Origin of the sequence: Pantoea sp. Cy-640 (genome assembly GCF_011752635.1) — a bacterium.
Lineage (GTDB): Bacteria > Pseudomonadota > Gammaproteobacteria > Enterobacterales > Enterobacteriaceae > Pantoea > Pantoea dispersa.
On sequence record NZ_VWXB01000002.1, the window covers coordinates 465,805 to 483,376 of the forward strand.

The window sequence follows — 17,572 nt, forward strand, 5'->3', positions numbered from 1 at the left end:
GGCTGCAACGGTAGGGCAGGCGTGGAGCTCGGGTTTTCTGTTTTATACTGGTACTGATTTTGGCGGATAGCGGTGCGGGGGAAAGTATTGACGCAACCTGCCGGTTTGTCAAAGCGCCGGGATTTCAGGCGAAGGGCTCGATAGCCCTCAGGCCAGGCGTTGCGCCTGAGGACATTCTGCTACGCCTGAAATCCTCAGGAATCCGCTGGCTGGTTCGTCAGCCACTGAGCGGCGCTGGTGGTGGCAATGTGCTCGCGGTAGTTAAACGACTCCTGTTTAGGCCAGGCCACACCGTCCGGACGGGCAAAGGCCAGCCGGTAGGCCGCGCCAGTGTCATGGGAATGACGCTCTGCATCTTCCCTTAGCCTTTCCCGGCTAAGTAATACTCGCCTGACCGCGCTTTGCCAGTGAGATTGCATCAGGTCAGCCAGCTCTGCGTAAGTCAGCGTATCGCCAGCGATATAAACAATGTCGTTCTGAAAAGCGGGCTGATGAAAGAAGATATCGGCTGTCAGCTGCCCGATGTCGTCTGGCGTGGTGAGTGTCAGGGCATAGTTCCAGTCACCGAGGGCATAAACCGTTTTATTCCCGGCATCGATCACGCCAAAATCGGGTTCAAACAGATAGCTGGTAAAAATACCGGTCGAAACAATTACCCAGTCAGTGTTGCTTTGGGCGCGCAGCAGGTGGCGCACTTCAAGCTGCTCATCCCACACCGGTTGCCCACTCTCTTTGCCGATAACGTCATAATCCACGCCAAACTGCCAGGGAAAATAGCGGGCGACACCCGCCTTGAGCACGGCCTGGGTGATTCTGAGCTGCGTTCCCGGCCCGCCGACAAAACCACTGCAATTAATGATGGCATCATAAGAACGAAATAATGCTGAGAGTTCGCTCAGGCTATTTTTCTGCAGGTCGCCTTCCGCCACGGTGATATTTAGCTTTTGCAGCGCATCCAGCCGGGTTTTAAGTGGGCCGGACGTGGCATGCGCAGCCTCGCTTCTGAGTAATACACTTATTTTAATCAGAGGATGCTGCTGCACTTTTTTAGCCATGGCGTTTAACACCGCCATGCCTAATTCTCCTGCGCCGAGGATAAGAATATTTTCGACATGTTGATCAACGGGTAGCATGCTTGTCTCCTTAGGTTATATCCGTCATCCTGACAGCGGACAAACCCTGATTCAATCAGGTACACCCGTGATACCGGAGGAGAGATGGAACCTAATCGCGAAGCCCTGCTGCAGTTTTCCAGACAATTTTGTGAGGCGTTGAGTCACGATGATGAAGCATTAAAGCGTGAAATTCTTTCACACGCCGGCAATCGCTGGTCGCTGGGTATATTGCATATTCTGGCCACCCATGGACCGTTGCGCCATGCAGAAATGGGTCGTTTACTGCATGGTGTCACACAACGAATGCTGACGCGCACACTGCGTACGCTTGAGCGTGACGGCCTTATTTCCCGTTGTGATTATCAGGAAAAAGTACCGCGTGTCGTCTATACGGCCACGGACGCGGGCGAAGAAATGATGATGAAAATGATGCCGCTCTGGGCGTGGATTATTTCGTCGGCCGACTATTTTAAGCAAAGCAGAATTACGTTTGATACTCCTCATCAGTAATGGCATTAAATAGCATGATGACGACCTTACTGAGGATGTGTGATTATTTCCCTGCTGCCAATAGTGCAATTTTTTTGCACTATTAATCCTGTCCCGGTTTTGACAGGTTGTCTCGTGAGAATTCACGCATTGAGAGCAGCACGGGCATCAGATTATGGCCTGCATGCGTGAGTGCGTATTCAACACGCGGGGGCTGTTCACCAAAATCAGTGCGGGTTATCAGCCCATCACGTTCAAGCTTGCGCAGATGTTGAGTCAGGACTTTATGTGATATCTCCGGCATACTCTTCATGAATTGCGAGTGACGCATCGCAGGCTCCGCAAATAATCTGAATAAAATTTGCAGTGTCCATCTGCCGGAAATAATAGTTAAACATTGCGTGACATAAGCGACCGAACCTTCTGGTCCGAGACAACGTGTTTTCTCATCATCGCCTACAGGCACTTTCAGGTGCGTAATTGATTCATTCATCAGTTTATTTTCCAATGGATTTTTCACGTATTCTGGAGAACAGTAATGGATCTGAAACTCGACGGCAAAATTGCTCTGATAACGGGTAGCACCGAAGGTATTGGAGAAGCGGTAGCCAGAGGGCTTGCCGCTGAAGGCACCCGCGTTATTATACATGGCCGGGATCCGGCTAAAGCTGAAAATATCGCCAGCGATATCATAAAGCAAGGTGGACAAGCGTACGCAGTAACGGGAGATTTAACCCGTGAGGCAGATATTCAACTGCTTTATCAGCAAGTCTGTTCGCTTGTACAATCCGTTGATATTGTTGTTAATAATGCGTGTGGCTCCGGCCCCCCAGAGGACTGGACGTCTTCTTTGCCAGAAACCTGGGCGGCTGGGTATGATAAAAACGTCCTTTCAGCCTTACGTGTCATTAATCTTTTTCTTCCTGGGATGCGTGAACAAAAATGGGGCAGAATCATTAATATTTCGAGCCTGGCAGCGTTGATGCCTCCCGCCAGGCGTCCGGATTATGCTGCTGCTAAAGCAGGGATTATTGCCATGACCTCATCGCTGGCAAAAGCGGTCGCACACGATGGTGTAACCGTAAATACTCTCTCACCGGGTACTATTCATAGTGCAAGCCTCGAAAAAGCATTTCGTCAAACGGCCAAAGATGCAGGGCTTTCAGCTGACGCGCCATGGGAAGATATTGAACAGGCCGTATTGCCCCTGTATGCCAATGTGCCCATGGCGCGCGTAGGGACGCTCAAAGAAATAGCGGACGCCATCACCTTTCTGGCCAGCCCGTTGTCGGGTTACATAACGGGTTCAAATTTAAGGCTTGATGGCGGTATGTGGCCCGGACTTTAAAGCCAGCCGCACAACATCCTGAATAAAATCTCTGTTTCAGCTACTACTTCATTCGATGACATCATCAGAGCCGATTTAATTATCAGAACTGGGCGGGCTGCTGTTGCAGCCCTGCTCATACCCTAACGTCATCCTCTTCATGATGCGCGCAGTCCCGGTCGGTATGCCCAATCCTGTTTATTGACAGTCCACGTCTGGTCATGCATATTGTTATGTTATAACGTAACAATGAAAGTACCATGATGAAAAACTCGCTCTCTCTGCTTATTGCGGCGCTGCTGTCGCTTCCTGTATTCAATGCTAATGCCAGTAACTATCCGCTCACCGTTGATAACTGCGGTGTCAAAGAGACCTTCGCTCATCCGCCTGCGCGCGTCGTCACCGTTGGCCAGCATGAAACGGAACTGCTGTTGTCGCTCGGTCTGGCAGATAAAATTGCCGCAACCTCGGTGTGGTTTGGCGCGCTGCCCGCCGATTTGCAAGGGCAGGGCAGCCAGCTTAAACGGCTGGCCGATAACGCCCCAGGCTTTGAAGCGGTGGTGGCGCAGCGCCCGGAACTGGTGCTGGCGCAGTACAGCTGGCACGTCGGGCCGCAGGGTGAAGTCGCCACGCGTGAACAGTTTGAACAGCTCGGCATCCGAACCTGGATTTCGCCTGCCGACTGCATCGGCAAAGTCGTCACCACCACGTCCAATAGCGACGGTGCACGCACCACACCGTATGGGATCGAGTTGATCTTTGCGGAAATCAGCGCGCTGGCGCGCATTTTTGATGTGCCGGCGCGTGGCGAAGCGCTCAAACAGCAGCTGGCCGCTCGTATAGCACAGGTTCAGCAGCAGCTGCACAAATCACCGTCAGCGCCACTGAAGGTGGTTTACTGGTTTTCCAGCCCGCGCCTGAAAGGCGATCCCTGGGTCGCCGGCAATAAAGGGGCACCGGGCTGGATCAGCCAGACGCTCGGTCTGACTAACATTATCGATTCAGACGAAGAGTGGCCGGCGGTCACGTGGGAGCACATTGCCTCCGCACAGCCGGACATCATCGTTATTGCCAGCATGGCGCGGCGGCTCTATCCCGCCGATGACGTCGCGGTTAAAAAACACTTTCTGCAAAGCGATCCGGTGACGCGTGAAATGCCAGCGGTGAAAAACGGCCACATTGTGGTGGTACCGGCCATGTCACTGAATCCCTCGTTGCGCAATGTGGAAGCTGTAGAGCTGATCGGTCAGCAGATCGCTGCTTTCGCACCTGCCCGATGAGCGCTCATGCTGCCTGTTACTGGCGCACCGGCCTGCTGATTGCTGCGGGCGCGCTCAGCCTGCCGGTGATGATGACGCTGGCCGCGGCGACCGGCGATGTCGCGATCAATTTTACCCTGACCGCGCAGGCCATCACCAATGGGCTTGGCATCACGCATTACGACCTGCCGGCGCTGGAAGCCGGCATCGTCTGGCAATACCGCATGAGCCGCGCGCTGATGGCGGCGAGCAGCGGCGGCGGGCTGGCGCTGTGTGGGCTGGTGTTGCAGTCGTTGCTGCGCAATTCGCTGGCCGACCCCTATCTGCTGGGGATTTCCGCCGGCGCATCAACCGGCGCGGTGTGCGTGATGCTGCTTGGCATCGGCGGCGGGGCCATCACCACCGGTGCCGGCGCGTTTGGCGGTGCCTGTCTTGCATTTATGCTGATTGTTCTGCTCTCCGGCGGCATGCGGGAAAACACCGCGCGCATCATTCTGGCCGGTATTGCCGGAACGCAATTATTTAATGCGCTGACCGCCTATATTGTCAGCACGGCGGCCAATGCTGAGCAGTCGCGCGGCGTGATGTTCTGGCTGCTCGGCAGCCTGAGCGGCGTGCGCTGGGCAGATGCATTACTGTGTTTTGCCGTAACCCTCGCCGGTCTGCTGACTGTGCTCTACCATGCGCGCGCGCTGGATACCTTCTCGTTTGGCGCGGAAGTTTCCGCAACGCTGGGCACGCAGGTTTCAGCGGTGCGCATCGTATTACTGCTGACCACTGCGTTAGTGACGGCGGTGATCGTCAGCGCGATTGGTGCGGTCGGTTTTGTCGGGCTGGTGATCCCGCATATCACCCGCATGATTGCCGGGCAGCGTCATCTGGTGACGATCCCGCTGGCATTCCTGGGCGGCTGCCATTTCATGGTGATTGCCGACCTGATATCGCGCACGTTAATCACCCATCAGGTGCTGCCGATAGGCGTAGTGACGGCGCTAGTCGGCGCTCCGGTGTTCGCCCTGATTCTGTATCGCAACCGGGAGAAATCATGAAGTATGTCGCGGTGGATAAACTGAGCGTGACGCTACAGGCGCGCAGCGTGTTATCTGACATCAGTTTTGCGGCGCAGCGGGGACAAACGGTCGGGTTGCTCGGCCCTAATGGCTCGGGCAAATCGACGCTCATCCGTGCGCTGGCGGGCGTTCAGCCCTGTGCTTATAACGGGCTGGAGATGGGCGGCACGCGGCTGAACCAACTCAGCCGGCGGCAGCGTGCCCGTACGCTGGCCTTCGTGCCGCAGCATGCCGAAATGGAAGCTGAGATGTGCGTCAGCGACATCGTGCGTCTGGGGCGGGCACCGCATCGCAACGCGTTCAGCCCGTGGCGGATGGCAGATGAAACGGCGGTGCAGCACGCGCTGTCGCTGATGAAACTGGATGCGCTGGCCGGGCGGTCGTGGCAGCGGCTGTCCGGTGGTGAACGCCAGCGCTGCCAGATCGCGCGTGCGCTCGCGCAGCAGCCGGATATTCTGTTGCTGGATGAGCCGATTAACCATCTGGATATTCAGTTTCAGCTTGAGCTGATGCGGCTGATTGCCGCACTGCCGGTCACGGTGATTGTGGCCCTGCACGACCTGAATCTGGCGGCAAAATTTTGCCAGCATCTGGTGGTGCTGCAGCACGGGCAAGTGGTGGCGAGCGGTGAGCCCGCCGCCGTGCTGACGCCTGCCCTGATTCAGCGGACGTGGCAGGTCGAGGCCATCGTCAACCGTAGCGAGCGCGGCTCCATGAATATTCAGTACGCCTGAACAGGCTGATCTTAACGCTCGTCGAACGGCACGCCGCCTTTAGATTTATGATGCTTCGGCGTTTCGATAATCGACACGGTGACCACATCAGCATCGATCTCAAACGAATCCACCACCGCCTGGGTGATGGCTTTGAGTAACTTTTTCTTCTGCTCAACGCTACGGCCTTCCGCAGCATAAACGACAATCTCTGGCATAACGGTGTTTCCTCACGGGTTAGAGTTCTTCTCAAGCATACCTCAGCCAGGCTGCCGCGCGCAGCGTTAACCTGTCGCGACGGTTAAAAGGCAACAAGCGCCTGACGAATTCCCTGCAATCACCGTGTGTTAAAGTGTGAATTGTTATGTTATAACGTAATTGACTCGATGATAGTGTAACGGTTTATTCGGAAAATTTAATGAAATCAATGCAAAATTTGCTGATCGCTGCGGCGCTCGGCCTGGCTTCCTGCGCCGTTGTGGCGGCGAGCACACCCGAAAAACCGGTGCGGATTGCCGCACCGTTTGAAATTAAAGGCAGCGATCCGGCGCTCTCCGGCGACATTCTGTTGCGCATGGATGTGGTTGAAACGCTGGTAGAAGTGAACGAACGCGGTGAGCCGGTGGCGGCGCTGGCGCAGCGCTGGCAGGTCTCTGACGATGGGCTGCGCTGGCAGTTCCAGCTGCGCGACGGCGTGCATTTTCACGATGGCTCGCTGCTGGATGCGGTTGCCGTGGTGAAATCACTCAACACCGCACGCGGCAAAGCGGGCTTACTGGACAAAACGCCAATCGCCGACATCAGCGGGGCAGGGCAGCTTGTCACCATCACGCTGCGTGAACCCTTCACGCCGCTGCTGTCAGTCCTGGCGGAAAGCCGCTCGCAAATCCTCGCACTGGCCAGCTGGGATGCGCAGGGCAACATCACGCGCATTATTGGCAGCGGACCGTTTAAGCTTACTTCCTTCCAGCCGCCGCAGTCGCTGACGGTGGCGCGCTTCGCGGATTACTGGGGCGAGAAACCGGCGATTGCCGCCGCCAGCTATCTGGCGACCGGCCGCGCGGAAACCCGTGCGCTGCTGGCAGAAAGCGGTGATGCAGATTACGTGTTTAACCTTGATGCCGCCAGCCGGCAGCGGCTGGCACGCAAAGCGTCGCTGCACATCCCGGCGATTCCGGTGCCGCGCACGTTGATGCTGAAGCTAAATCTGGCCGATCCGCTGCTGGCGGAACAGCCGGTGCGTGAGGCGATTAGCATGGCGATCGATCGCAACGCGCTGGCGCAGGCGGTGCTGCGTTATCCGGGCGCAGCCAGCCAGCTGTTTCCCCCTAACATGGCAGAGTGGCACAACCCGGCACTCACGCCGCTGCACTATCAACCGCAGCAGGCTGCTCAGTTATTACAGTCGGCCGGCTGGCAACGCGGCGCGGATGGCGTACTGACGCGCAACGGCCAGCGCTTTAGCCTGACGCTGCTGACCTATCCCGATCGCCCTGAGCTGCCGCTGATGGCGATGGTGATTCAGCAGCAGCTGCGTCAGGTTGGCATAGACGTGCGAATTAATGCGACCAACGCCAGCGAGATCCCGGCGCAGCACCACAACAACCGTCTGCAGCTGGCGCTGTTTGCGCGCAATTTTGCCCTGACGCCCGATCCGACCGGAACGCTGCTGCAGGATTATGGCACCCACGGCGGTGACTGGGGGGCGATGAACTGGCATGCGGCAGGCTTCGACGCGGCGCTCCACACGCTGACGCAATCCACCGATGGCGCAGCCCGCGCCGGGGCGCGCAGCGTCATCACCCGCGCGCTGCAACAGGAACTGCCGGTGATTCCGCTGGCCTGGTATCAGCAGTCGGCGGCGGTTAACAGCCAGCTGCAGGGCGTCAAACTCGATCCGTTTGAACGCCACTTCGGCCTGCGCCAGATGCATTGGGGGAGCCATGATTAAACAACTCAGCTGGCGCATGGCGCAGGCGCTGTTCGTGGTGCTGGCGGTAGGATTACTGACCTGGCTGCTGGTGCAGGCGCTGCCGGGCGACATGGCGTGGCGCATCGCCTCGGGGCGCTATGGTTACGATCGCGTCGATGCCGACGCGGTGGCGCGGGTACAGCAGGAGCTGGATGGAGCGCTTAGCGGCGGCAGTGCGCTGCTGCACTGGCTCTTCGATCTGCTGCAGTTTAACTTTGGCCGCTCGCTGGTTTCCGGTGAGCCGGTGATGGATGAGCTGCGCTGGCAACTGGGCCAGACGCTGGCGCTGGCGGGCGTCTCGCTGCTGCTGGCGTTACTGCTGACGCTGCCGCTCGGCATCTGGGCCGGTTGCCACGCCAACGGGCGGCTCGACCGTGCGCTGTTCTGGCTGACCGCCTTGCTGAAATCGGTGCCACATTTTGCACTCGGCATGCTGCTGATCCTGCTGCTCGCGCTACAACTCGACTGGCTGCCGAGCGCCGGTCACGGCGAGCTGCGCCATTTCCTGTTGCCGGCACTGACGCTGGCACTGTCGCTGACGGCCGTCGGCGTGCGCGTGGTGCGCGAAGCCACCTGGCAGGTGGTGTCGTCCGGCTACTATCGCTGGGGAGCGCAAAAAGGACTGGCACCCGCGCGCCTGCTGCTGCGTCACGGCCTGCGTAATCTGAGCGCGCCGGTGCTGACGTGGTTTGGCATGCAGTTTGTCTGGCTGGTGGAAGGCGTGGTGGTGGTGGAAACCCTGTTTGCGTGGCCGGGAATTGGTCACGCTCTGGTGCACGCCATTTTTGCGCGTGACGTGCCGGTAATTCAGGCCAGTGCCATGACGCTCGGCCTGCTGTTTGTCCTGCTGAACATGCTGGTGGATGCCGGTTGTCGTCTGATCGATCCCCGGGGGGCGCGCGCATGAAGATGACGTTTTCACGCTGGGTGGGTCTGGTACTGCTGGTGGCGCTGCTGGCTTACGCGTTTGTGCTGCCGCTGATTCAGCACGGCGATCCGCTACAGCAGGATTTGCTGCAAATGTTGCAGACGCCCAACCGCAGCCATTTGCTCGGTTTCGACCATCTCGGTCGCGATATGTTAACGCGCCTCAGCGCCGCGCTGCGTCTGTCACTCGGGCTGGCAGCCCTGTGCGTGATCAGTGCGCTGATAGCGGGCGTGTTCACCGGTGTGCTCAGTGCGCTATACGGTGGCTGGCCGGAGCGATTACTGAGCATCGTCGGCGATATGTGCCTCGCGCTGCCGGGATTGCTGCTGGTACTGCTGCTGGCCGCCATTGCGCCAGACGCGCCGCAGATGCTGTGGCTGGGCATTTCGCTGGTGCTGTGGGTGGAATTTTTCCGCGTCACGCGTGCCACGCTGCGGCCAATTGTGCAGGCGCCCGGTATGCAGGCCAGCAAACTGCTCGGATTCTCTGCCTGGTATCGTTTTCGTCATCATCTGTGGCCTGCGCTGGCACCGGTGCTGCTGACGCTGACCTTGTTCTCTTTCAGCAGCGCCATCATGGCGGTGTCGGCGCTCGGTTTTATCAGCGTTGGCGTGCGTCCGCCCACGCCGGAGCTGGGCCTGATGATGACCGAACTGCTGCCGTTTGCGTGGGAAGCGCCGTGGCTACTGATGCAGCCGGTAGCCGCACTGTTTTTACTGTTGATCAGCCTCAATCTGCTGATGAAAAAGGAGCGATGATGAAGGGATTACAGATCACCGGGCTGAGCGTTGCCACAGCGACTGAAACACTGGTTGAACCGGTGGATGTGCGGCTACAACCCGGTCGGCCGCTGACGCTGCTCGGCGAAACCGGATCGGGGAAAAGTCTGCTGGCGCAGGCGATCATGGGGATATTGCCGCCGTCGCTGCAGGCCAGCGGTGAGTTGATGATCAACGGCAGACACTTTCAGCTGCCGCAGGATACGGCGCAGCTGCGTCGGCTGTGGGGCAATACGCTGGCTTCGCTGCCGCAGGAGCCGTGGTTGTCGCTCGATCCGACCATGGCGATTCAGCAACAGGTGGCGGAAGGGCATCGTTTCGTGCGCGGTTTGCCGCCTGCCGCCAGCGCTGCAGCGGCGCAGCAGGATCTGCAGCAGCTTGGTCTGGCCGCGGCGGCACGGCGTTATCCGTGGCAGCTTTCCGGCGGCATGGCACAGCGCGCCGCGTTTGCGGCAGCCCGTGCCGGTGGCGCGCAGATTCTGATTGCCGATGAGCCGACTAAAGGGCTGGATGTGGCGCGCCGCGATGAAGTCAGCCAGCTGTTACAGCGTGAAGTGGCCGACGGCGGCATGCTGTTGACCATCACCCATGACATCGCCCTGGCACGCCAGCTGGGTGGCGACGTGCTGGTGATAAATAAAGGCAGCGTGATTGAACAGGGCCCGGCGCAGCAGGTGTTGCAGTTACCGCAGCAGCCTTACACGCGCGCGCTGCTGGCTGCCGATCCGGCCGTCTGGCCCGCCCGACAACAAACGGTGATCGGTGCCAGGCCGGTGATCAGCGTCCAGGACATTGTGCTGGCGCGCGGGGGCAAAAGGCTGGGTGTGCCACGCGATTTCACGCTGCACGCCGGTGAAATCGTTGGCCTGCACGGTGCCAGCGGCAGCGGCAAAAGCAGCTTCGGCGACGTGCTGTTAGGGTTGCTCGCGCCGCAGCAGGGCCGCGTAACGCACCACGCTGATTCCGATGCGCTGAAATATCAGAAAATCTATCAGGATCCTTCCGCGCTGTTTCCGCCGCAGCGCACGCTGGGGCAAAGCATCAACGATGTGCTGCGGCGTCACGCTCTCCCGCCGGCACAGCGCGATGCGCTCATGGCGCGGCTGGCCTTGCATCCCGTGCTGCTGACGCGGCGACCAGAGGCGCTCTCCGGCGGCGAACTGCAGCGCTTCGCGCTGCTGCGGGTGATGCTGCTGCGGCCGGTATTTCTGTTTGCCGATGAGCCGACGTCACGCCTCGATCCGCTGGTGCAGCAGCAAACATGGCAGTTGATCGCGGAACTGGCGCGTGAGCAGCAGTGCGCGGTGCTGCTGGTGAGTCATGACCGCGATCTGCTGGAGAAAGGCACGCATCGGGTGATCGCCATGGAAGCGGCTTAGCGATCGGGCGGCTGGCTGTCACCGGGCCCGAGACTCCGCTGCATTACTACGGTGTCCAGCCAGCGGCCATGTTTGTAACCCACCGATTTCATTACGCCGGTGTGCTCAAAACCGAGCGCCCGGTGTACTCCCAGCGAGCCCTGGTTGGCGCTGTCACCAATAATCGCGATGATCTGGCGAAAGCCAGCGGCTTCGGCCAGCGCCACCGCTTTTTGCAGCAGCGCCTTACCGATACCGCGTCCGGTTTGCTGCGGGTCGAGATAAATAGAGTCTTCCAGCGTGAAGCGGTAGGCGTAACGCGGACGATACGGCGCGAGATAGCAGTAACCCAGCACCTGATCCTGCTCCTCAGCCACCAGCCAGTAACCGCCGCGCTCATGCACGTCATTAATGCGCCGCAGCATTTCACTCTCCGCCGGCGGTTCCGTTTCGAAGGTTGCGGTGCCGTGCAGCACGTGCCAGGCGTAGATCTTCTGAATCGCCGCCGCGTGATGCGGCTGCGCGGGAATAATGTCCATATGTTCCTGCTGTTCTGCCAATGATGCTGACAGCATGCCACCGCGCCGCAGCGCAATCATCCGCATTAGTCATAGGAAATTGTGATAGTCAGGCGCCGCGAAATTTCTTTAATTCTGCTCTGACAACTGTACCGCCATGGTATCGGCCTCGAGCGCCTCGAAGATGTGCGGTTCATCGGCGGGATAACAAATATAATCGCCTGGGAACAGTTCGACCGGCGCTTCCATCAGGCCAACCCGCGCGCGGCCGCGTGCCAGGATGATGTGTTCGACTGAACCCGGTGGATGCGGTTTTGACGCGCGCGGTGCGCCGGGCTGGCTGGTAATCAAGTATAGATCGCGGCGGCCGCCCGGCGGACAGCTGGCCAGTAGCGCGGCCTGAAAGTCTGCTAACTCTGCTGACACCACCATGCCTTCGCCACGCCGAATCACCTGCATCTTTTTCACTTCCGGCTCCATCAGCCGTGCAAATGGAATATTCAGCGCCACACACAGTGACCATAACGTCTCAATGCTGGGGTTACCGTTGCCTGCCTCCAGCTGCGACAGCGTTGACTTGGCGATTCCAGCGCGGCGCGCCACTTCCGTCAGCGAAAGTCCGGCACGCTGGCGTTCGCGCACCAGTCCGGCGGCAATGATAGCAATGGGCGGGGTCACAATTACTCCTGTTCTTTATATCGAACGTTTTGTTCATCTTGTAAAACACGTACGGTGCGTTCATTATAACGTCTTTCTTGTTCGTTATGAGATCAAATTGTGATGCGTCTGGGTGCCGTACCGCTTGATCGCGGCGTATTGAAAGCGATCTTCCTTGTTTGTCTGGCCGACGGCATCGTTGGCCTTTCCTATGGTTCTCTTGCCGCTGCCGACGGTTTTCCGCTCTGGGTGCCGATTGCGCTCTCGACGCTGGTGCTGGCGGGGGCGTCCGAGTTTTTGTTTATTGGCATCGTGGCAGGCGGCGGCAGTCCGCTAACCGCTGCCGCTGCTGGTTTACTGGTCAACGCACGTCATCTGCCGTTTGGCATTGCGGTGAAAGACCTGGTCGGGCAGGGCGGACGCAGCCTGCTGGGCTGCCATATCATGAATGACGAGAGCGTGGTGTTCGGTATTTCACAGCCGAAGCTGGCGCAGCGTCGGGCGGCTTACTGGGTTTGCGGACTGGGTATTTTTGCCATCTGGCCGCTCACGGTGATTGCCGGTGCGGTGATTGGGCGCTTTATTCCTGATGTGTCGGCGATTGGGCTGGACGCGGTGTTTCCGGCCATCCTGATCGCGCTGATTTTCCCGGCGCTGCGCCAGCGTCGCACGCGCATTCCGGCCACCCTCGGTGCGCTGCTGTCCGTACTGGCAACGCCTTTTGTGCCAGCAGGTATGCCGGTGCTGTTTTCTTTACTCGGTTTGCTGAGCTGGCGGGAACGCAAAGATGCAAAATAGTTTAGTGATTGCCGGCATCGCGCTGCTGGCTGCAGGCACGTATGCGATTCGCTTTGCCGGTTACCGGCTGGGCAGCCGGATGCACATGTCGGAACGTGTGCGCAACATGCTGTCCGACGCGGCAACGGTGCTGCTGCTGGCTGTCGCTGTCACCACCGCGCTGTTTGAGGGCACCGATTTTGCCGGCGTCGCACGACTGACCGGCGTGTTGTTCGCGGTGTTTCTCGCCTGGCGTCGCGCGCCATTGATACTGGTAATCATCGGTGCGGCGGTAATGACGGCGCTGCTGCGCTATTTTGGCGTGCCGTAAGCGGGGGCGAGACGACCGGCGCAAAGATGACGGCGCACTGGCACCTGCTTTGCAGCTATGATTAGGGATAGTGAGTACAACAAGGACAACGCGAAAATGGTGATTAACTGCGTGGTGTATCGCCACGGCAAACGCGAAGAGCATGTCGAAGTCGATCAAATCAGCGAAGTGCTGAAAGAGGAAAAATCGTTCGTCTGGCTTGGCCTGTATCAACCCGATCCGGCGTTCATGCAAACGCTGCAGGAGGAGTTTAGCCTGCATGAGCTGGCGATTGAGGATGCGCTGGTGGCGCATCAGCGGCCCAAGATTGAGCAGTACGGCGAGTCGGTATTTATCGTGGTGAAAACCGCACACATGGAAGATCGCCAGCGCATCAGCTTTGGCGAAACCCACTTTTTCCTCGGTAAAAATTTTCTGATTACCGTGCGCCACGGTTCGGTTGAGGGCTATAAAGCGATTCGCGCCAAAGCCGAGAAAAACCATGCCATGCTGTGCCAGGGACCCGGCTATGCGCTCTACTGCATCCTCGATTTTATCGTCGACAACTACAGCAAAATCACCGAATCGCTGAGTGAACGTATTGCTGACCTGGAAGACGGCATGTTCACCACCCGCTTTGACAGCGTCACGCTGGAAAATGTTTACCATTTGCGGCGTCAGCTGCTGTCGTTGCGCAATGCGGCAATGCCGGTGACGGAAATCTGCCCGCAGCTGGTGCGCTTCCATGAAGATATCATCCCGAAAAATCTGCGCGCCTATCTGCGCGACGTGCAGGATCACGCGCACCACGTAATGATTGACGCCGAAGACATGCGCGAAACGCTGGCCAGCGCCATGCAGGTGAATCTGGCGCTGGTCTCGGTACAGCAGAGTGAGGTGAATAAAAAGCTGGCCGGCTGGGGGGCAATCCTGATTGTGCCGACCATCATCTTCAGTATGTATGGTATGAACTTCTCAGACATGCCAGAGCTGCACAGCCACTTTGGCTATCCGGCGGCACTGGCGGTCACGCTGGTGATCTGTTTCGTTATGTGGTGGCGGCTGAAAAAAGCGGGCTGGCTGTAAGCGTGATGGCCTGCGCGCGCTGTCACCAGACGCGCAGGCCAGGGCGATTTCAGCCTGAAATCGCCAGGCCCAATCCGCCTTAATGTGCGCTGGCAGTAGGGCGCACCGTGATCTCATTGACATCAACTTCGCCAGGCTGATTAATGGCCCAGCTTACCGCCTGTGCAATGGCTTCGGGTTTTAACGCAATCTGACGATAGCTCTGCATGGCCACGCGTGCGGTCTCGTCAGTGATGGTGTCCGCCAGTTCCGATTCCACCACGCCGGGATTAATGACCGTCACCCGCAGCTGGCGCGATTCCTGACGCAGGCCATCCGAAATGGCGCGAACGGCGAATTTTGTGGCGCAATACACCGCTGCCGTCGGCGATACCGCCAGCGCACCAATCGAGGCGATATTGATGATATGGCCGCTTTGCTGCGATTCCATGACTGGCAGCACGGCAGCGATGCCGTACAGTACGCCACGCACGTTGACGTCGAGCATACGATCCCATTCATCCACCTTCAGCGAACTGAGCGGCGACAGCGGCATAACGCCGGCATTGTTGATCATTACATCAACCCGACCATATGTATCGCGGGCAAAATCGGCCAGCTGCTGCGTATCGGCTCGCTGCGTTACGTCGGTGGCCAGATAATCCAGTTGCGCGCCGCTGGCACGCAGTTCATCACACAGTATCGCCAGCCGATCGGTACGGCGCGCGCCCAGCACCAGTTTATGCCCCTGACTGGCCAGCAGACGCGCTATCGCTTCGCCGATGCCGCTGCTGGCACCGGTCAGAATAATCACTTTCGCATTAGAATGAGCCATGATGGTTTCCTCGTGTTGGTTGACGAGGCTATTGTGGAAAACGCCGGCTAAAGCGAACAGACCGGATTGTGGCGTATCATTGCCTGATTCTCTCGTCACCGTTGTGAGCAGGGAAGAAACCTGGCTATGCTTTGCCTGAACCTCTCACCGGAAACCCGTTATGTCGCAAACCGTACAACAGCAGACCTGCGCGCTGCTGCGCCAGCTGGCACCGCAGGAAGGTTACACGGCCTCACTGCTCGACAGCGTGCGCTTTATGCGTGCCGACCGGCAGTGGGCGCGCACGCCGGTTCTTTATGAGCCGAGCATCATCATTATCTGTCAGGGCTCGAAGCGGGCGTTTCTTGCCGACAAAATGTATCGCTACGACGCACAGCACTATCTGGTGTTGTCGGTGCCGCTGCCGTTCTCCGCTGAAACTGAAGCGACCTCCGCCGAACCGTTGCTGGGGCTGGCTATTCGTCTGGATGCGGCCACGCTGGCGCGCCTGGTGACGCAGGTCGCAGCGGCAGACATTCCGCTGGCGGAGACACCAGCCAGCATTATTTCGACGCCGGTAAATGAGACGCTGGCGGACAGCACGCTGCGCCTGTTGCAGGCGCTGAGCGATCCGCTGGAAGCGCAGGTTTTAGGCCCGGCACGGGTAGAAGAGATTTGCTTTCGTGTGTTGCTGGGTGAGCAGGGCGGTGCGGTGCGCGCAGCGCTGACCTATCAGGGGCATTTTGGCCGCATCGCGCGGGCGCTGCAGCGCATTCATGCTGACTGGCAGCAGCCGCTGGATGTGCCGCATCTGGCCAGCGAAGCGGGCATGAGCGTTCCGCGCTTCCATCTGCATTTCAAAAGCGTCACGCAGACCTCGCCGATTCAGTACCTCAAGTCCTTGCGGCTGCATCAGGCGCGTTTGATGATGATTCGCGATAATCTCACCGCCGCCGGTGCCGCCGCACGCGTTGGTTACGAAAGTGATTCACAGTTTAACCGGGAGTTTAAGCGGATGTTTGGTCGCACCCCGGCTGACGAGGCGCGGGTAATGAAACGCGCATTTGCGCTGCTGCCGCCGGAACAGTTATCCGCGCGGCTAGAGGCACATTAGTTCAGTACGCGATGACGATTGCCACCACCACGCCAATCCAGAACAGCAGGCTGGCAGCCAGTGCCAGCTGGCACAGTAACCGGCGGGAAAAATTCAGCAGCGCACTGAGGCGCGGCGATAACATTAATAGCATAATCATCCCTCACAACAGCCAGCAATTCATCAGCGCAGCCCCATCACGGCAACCACCAGCAGAATCCAGAAAAATGCACAACCTGTTAGCAGAAAACGCCAGACAAGATGGCGTTCGGGAGTCAGCAGCGTGTGCAGACGCATACGAAGAAGCAGTGGCATAGCGACCTCAAATCAGAAAGTTTTACCGGGAATATCCGGCAGCTGAGAACAGAAAATTCTGTCAGCGAATAAGAACATTCTGACGTGTTATAAGGCCGCGAAACGACAAGACCAGTCTTGAAAACAGGCTGAGAAATACCTTAGTAGGCAGGCGATAGCCACAGCGGATATCAGGTGCCGCTGTGGCCAGCTGGCACAGCAAAGCCGGTTACACGCTGCGCGTGACGCCGCCGTCCACGCGAATATTCTGCCCGGTGATATAAGCCGCGCCGGGCGAAGCAAGAAACGCAATGGTGGCCGCCACTTCTGCAGCCGTGCCGTAGCGCTGCATGGGCACGCTGTCGCGCCGTTCATCCGTTTTCGGCAGGCTATCAATCCAGCCTGGCAGGACGTTGTTGATACGAATATTCTCAGCTGCGTAGGTGTCGGCAAAGATTTTACTGAAAGAAGCCAGACCGGCACGGAACACGGCCGAGGTCGGGAACATGTCGGTGGGTTCAAACGTCCATGCCGATGAGATATTAATGATACTGCCGCCACCCTGCTGCTGCATGATCGGCGTGACCAGACGTACAGCGCGTACCACGTTGAGGAAGTAGGTTTCCATTCCCCGCTGCCACGCGTCATCGCTTAATTCAAGGATCGGCGCGCGCGGACCGTGACCGGCACTGTTAACCAGCACGTCGATACGTCCCCAGCGCGCTAGTGTGGCATCAACCAGTTGCTGCAAATCGTCCACTGACTGATTGGAACCGGTAATGCCGAGCCCGCCCAGACGATTCGCCAGTGCCTCGCCTTTGCCGGAGGAGGAAAGAATCGCAACCCTGAAACCCTCGCTGGCCAGCTTCTCCGCTGCCGCTGCGCCCATACCGCTGCCACCTGCGACAATCACCGCAACTTTTTCTACTGTCATGTGAGTAACCTCATCAATTAAAAATCCTGTCATGCCAGTATAATGGCCGTGAGATGCCGCAGAGAGTCAGCTCAGCTGGCAATTGACGATAGGAAAACTA

Annotated in this window: 22 protein-coding genes; 13 read left to right on the top strand and 9 right to left on the bottom strand. The window is 58.5% G+C overall.

Annotated elements, in window-relative coordinates; genetic code table 11:
- Positions 1–194 precede the first annotated feature (194 nt).
- Positions 195–1,133, bottom strand: a complete 939-nt coding sequence (locus F3J36_RS07670) for an aromatic alcohol reductase (protein WP_166719370.1) — start codon at positions 1,131–1,133, stop codon at positions 195–197.
- Between the two features lie 84 nt (positions 1,134–1,217).
- Here F3J36_RS07670 and F3J36_RS07675 point away from each other — a divergent pair, with 84 nt between their 5' ends.
- On the top strand, positions 1,218–1,625 hold the full coding sequence (locus F3J36_RS07675; protein WP_166719371.1) for a helix-turn-helix domain-containing protein: 408 nt from the start codon (positions 1,218–1,220) through the stop codon (positions 1,623–1,625).
- A gap of 82 nt (positions 1,626–1,707) precedes the next feature.
- On the opposite strand, the gene F3J36_RS07680 is transcribed toward F3J36_RS07675, so the two are convergent.
- The gene (locus tag F3J36_RS07680; RefSeq protein WP_211072912.1) at positions 1,708–2,112 is read right to left on the bottom strand and encodes a helix-turn-helix domain-containing protein; all 405 of its coding nucleotides are present in this window, start codon (positions 2,110–2,112) and stop codon (positions 1,708–1,710) included.
- A 30-nt stretch (positions 2,113–2,142) separates the two neighbouring features.
- On the opposite strand from F3J36_RS07680, the gene F3J36_RS07685 reads away from it, so the two are divergent.
- The 4 genes from F3J36_RS07685 (at position 2,143) to F3J36_RS07700 (ending at position 5,994) form a co-directional block, all read left to right on the top strand.
- A complete protein-coding gene (locus F3J36_RS07685) occupies positions 2,143–2,952 on the top strand; it encodes an SDR family NAD(P)-dependent oxidoreductase (protein ID WP_166719372.1) in 810 nt (269 codons plus the stop codon).
- Between the two features lie 242 nt (positions 2,953–3,194).
- Entirely contained in the window at positions 3,195–4,211 is a 1,017-nt protein-coding gene (locus F3J36_RS07690) for an ABC transporter substrate-binding protein (protein ID WP_166719494.1), read from the top strand.
- Positions 4,208–5,239, top strand: coding sequence for an iron ABC transporter permease (locus F3J36_RS07695; protein ID WP_166719373.1), 1,032 nt, complete (start codon positions 4,208–4,210; stop codon positions 5,237–5,239). The genes F3J36_RS07690 and F3J36_RS07695 overlap by 4 nt, the downstream gene beginning before the upstream one ends.
- Positions 5,236–5,994 (top strand): ABC transporter ATP-binding protein, encoded by a 759-nt coding sequence (locus F3J36_RS07700; RefSeq protein ID WP_166719374.1) that lies wholly within the window; start codon positions 5,236–5,238, stop codon positions 5,992–5,994. The genes F3J36_RS07695 and F3J36_RS07700 overlap by 4 nt, the downstream gene beginning before the upstream one ends.
- Positions 5,995–6,005: 11 nt before the next feature.
- On the opposite strand, the gene F3J36_RS07705 is transcribed toward F3J36_RS07700, so the two are convergent.
- Positions 6,006–6,191, bottom strand: a complete 186-nt coding sequence (locus tag F3J36_RS07705; protein WP_021508848.1) for a tautomerase family protein — start codon at positions 6,189–6,191, stop codon at positions 6,006–6,008.
- 200 nt (positions 6,192–6,391) lie between these two features.
- On the opposite strand from F3J36_RS07705, the gene F3J36_RS07710 reads away from it, so the two are divergent.
- Genes F3J36_RS07710 through F3J36_RS07725 form a run of 4 tightly spaced genes read left to right on the top strand, consistent with a single transcriptional unit; the run spans position 6,392 to position 11,031 of the window.
- Entirely contained in the window at positions 6,392–7,924 is a 1,533-nt protein-coding gene (locus tag F3J36_RS07710) for an ABC transporter substrate-binding protein (RefSeq protein ID WP_166719375.1), read from the top strand.
- Positions 7,917–8,852: an ABC transporter permease gene (locus F3J36_RS07715; protein ID WP_166719376.1), complete on the top strand. Its 936-nt coding sequence runs from the start codon at positions 7,917–7,919 to the stop codon at positions 8,850–8,852. Before F3J36_RS07710 ends, F3J36_RS07715 begins: the two co-directional genes overlap by 8 nt.
- A gap of 2 nt (positions 8,853–8,854) precedes the next feature.
- On the top strand, positions 8,855–9,631 hold the full coding sequence (locus F3J36_RS07720) for an ABC transporter permease (RefSeq protein WP_081317665.1): 777 nt from the start codon (positions 8,855–8,857) through the stop codon (positions 9,629–9,631).
- On the top strand, positions 9,631–11,031 hold the full coding sequence (locus F3J36_RS07725) for an ABC transporter ATP-binding protein (RefSeq protein WP_166719495.1): 1,401 nt from the start codon (positions 9,631–9,633) through the stop codon (positions 11,029–11,031). Before F3J36_RS07720 ends, F3J36_RS07725 begins: the two co-directional genes overlap by 1 nt.
- On the opposite strand, the gene F3J36_RS07730 is transcribed toward F3J36_RS07725, so the two are convergent.
- On the bottom strand, positions 11,028–11,549 hold the full coding sequence (locus tag F3J36_RS07730) for a GNAT family N-acetyltransferase (protein ID WP_058776198.1): 522 nt from the start codon (positions 11,547–11,549) through the stop codon (positions 11,028–11,030). The genes F3J36_RS07725 and F3J36_RS07730 overlap by 4 nt on opposite strands.
- Positions 11,550–11,657: 108 nt before the next feature.
- Complete coding sequence (locus F3J36_RS07735; protein WP_058758972.1) at positions 11,658–12,206, bottom strand: helix-turn-helix domain-containing protein; 549 nt, start codon at positions 12,204–12,206, stop codon at positions 11,658–11,660.
- Between the two features lie 102 nt (positions 12,207–12,308).
- On the opposite strand from F3J36_RS07735, the gene F3J36_RS07740 reads away from it, so the two are divergent.
- The 3 genes from F3J36_RS07740 to corA all read left to right on the top strand — a co-directional run bounded on the left by F3J36_RS07740 (position 12,309) and on the right by corA (position 14,358).
- Entirely contained in the window at positions 12,309–12,983 is a 675-nt protein-coding gene (locus tag F3J36_RS07740) for an AzlC family ABC transporter permease (RefSeq protein ID WP_058758973.1), read from the top strand.
- The gene (locus F3J36_RS07745) at positions 12,973–13,293 is read left to right on the top strand and encodes an AzlD domain-containing protein (RefSeq protein ID WP_021508856.1); all 321 of its coding nucleotides are present in this window, start codon (positions 12,973–12,975) and stop codon (positions 13,291–13,293) included. Before F3J36_RS07740 ends, F3J36_RS07745 begins: the two co-directional genes overlap by 11 nt.
- 96 nt (positions 13,294–13,389) lie before the next feature.
- Positions 13,390–14,358 (top strand): magnesium/cobalt transporter CorA, encoded by a 969-nt coding sequence (gene corA, locus F3J36_RS07750; protein ID WP_021508858.1) that lies wholly within the window; start codon positions 13,390–13,392, stop codon positions 14,356–14,358.
- A gap of 79 nt (positions 14,359–14,437) precedes the next feature.
- Here the strand turns inward: corA and F3J36_RS07755 are convergent, their stop codons facing one another.
- Positions 14,438–15,172: an SDR family oxidoreductase gene (locus F3J36_RS07755; protein WP_088517432.1), complete on the bottom strand. Its 735-nt coding sequence runs from the start codon at positions 15,170–15,172 to the stop codon at positions 14,438–14,440.
- A 160-nt stretch (positions 15,173–15,332) separates the two neighbouring features.
- Between F3J36_RS07755 and F3J36_RS07760 the strand changes: the two genes are divergently transcribed.
- Positions 15,333–16,265 (top strand): AraC family transcriptional regulator, encoded by a 933-nt coding sequence (locus tag F3J36_RS07760; protein WP_058770362.1) that lies wholly within the window; start codon positions 15,333–15,335, stop codon positions 16,263–16,265.
- Between the two features lies 1 nt (position 16,266).
- On the opposite strand, the gene F3J36_RS24310 is transcribed toward F3J36_RS07760, so the two are convergent.
- The 3 genes from F3J36_RS24310 to F3J36_RS07765 all read right to left on the bottom strand — a co-directional run bounded on the left by F3J36_RS24310 (position 16,267) and on the right by F3J36_RS07765 (position 17,472).
- The gene (locus F3J36_RS24310) at positions 16,267–16,398 is read right to left on the bottom strand and encodes a hypothetical protein (protein WP_256378228.1); all 132 of its coding nucleotides are present in this window, start codon (positions 16,396–16,398) and stop codon (positions 16,267–16,269) included.
- A gap of 29 nt (positions 16,399–16,427) precedes the next feature.
- A complete protein-coding gene (locus F3J36_RS24315; protein ID WP_254919537.1) occupies positions 16,428–16,559 on the bottom strand; it encodes a hypothetical protein in 132 nt (43 codons plus the stop codon).
- Positions 16,560–16,767: 208 nt separating this feature from the next.
- Complete coding sequence (locus F3J36_RS07765) at positions 16,768–17,472, bottom strand: SDR family oxidoreductase (RefSeq protein WP_166719377.1); 705 nt, start codon at positions 17,470–17,472, stop codon at positions 16,768–16,770.
- Positions 17,473–17,572 lie beyond the last annotated feature (100 nt).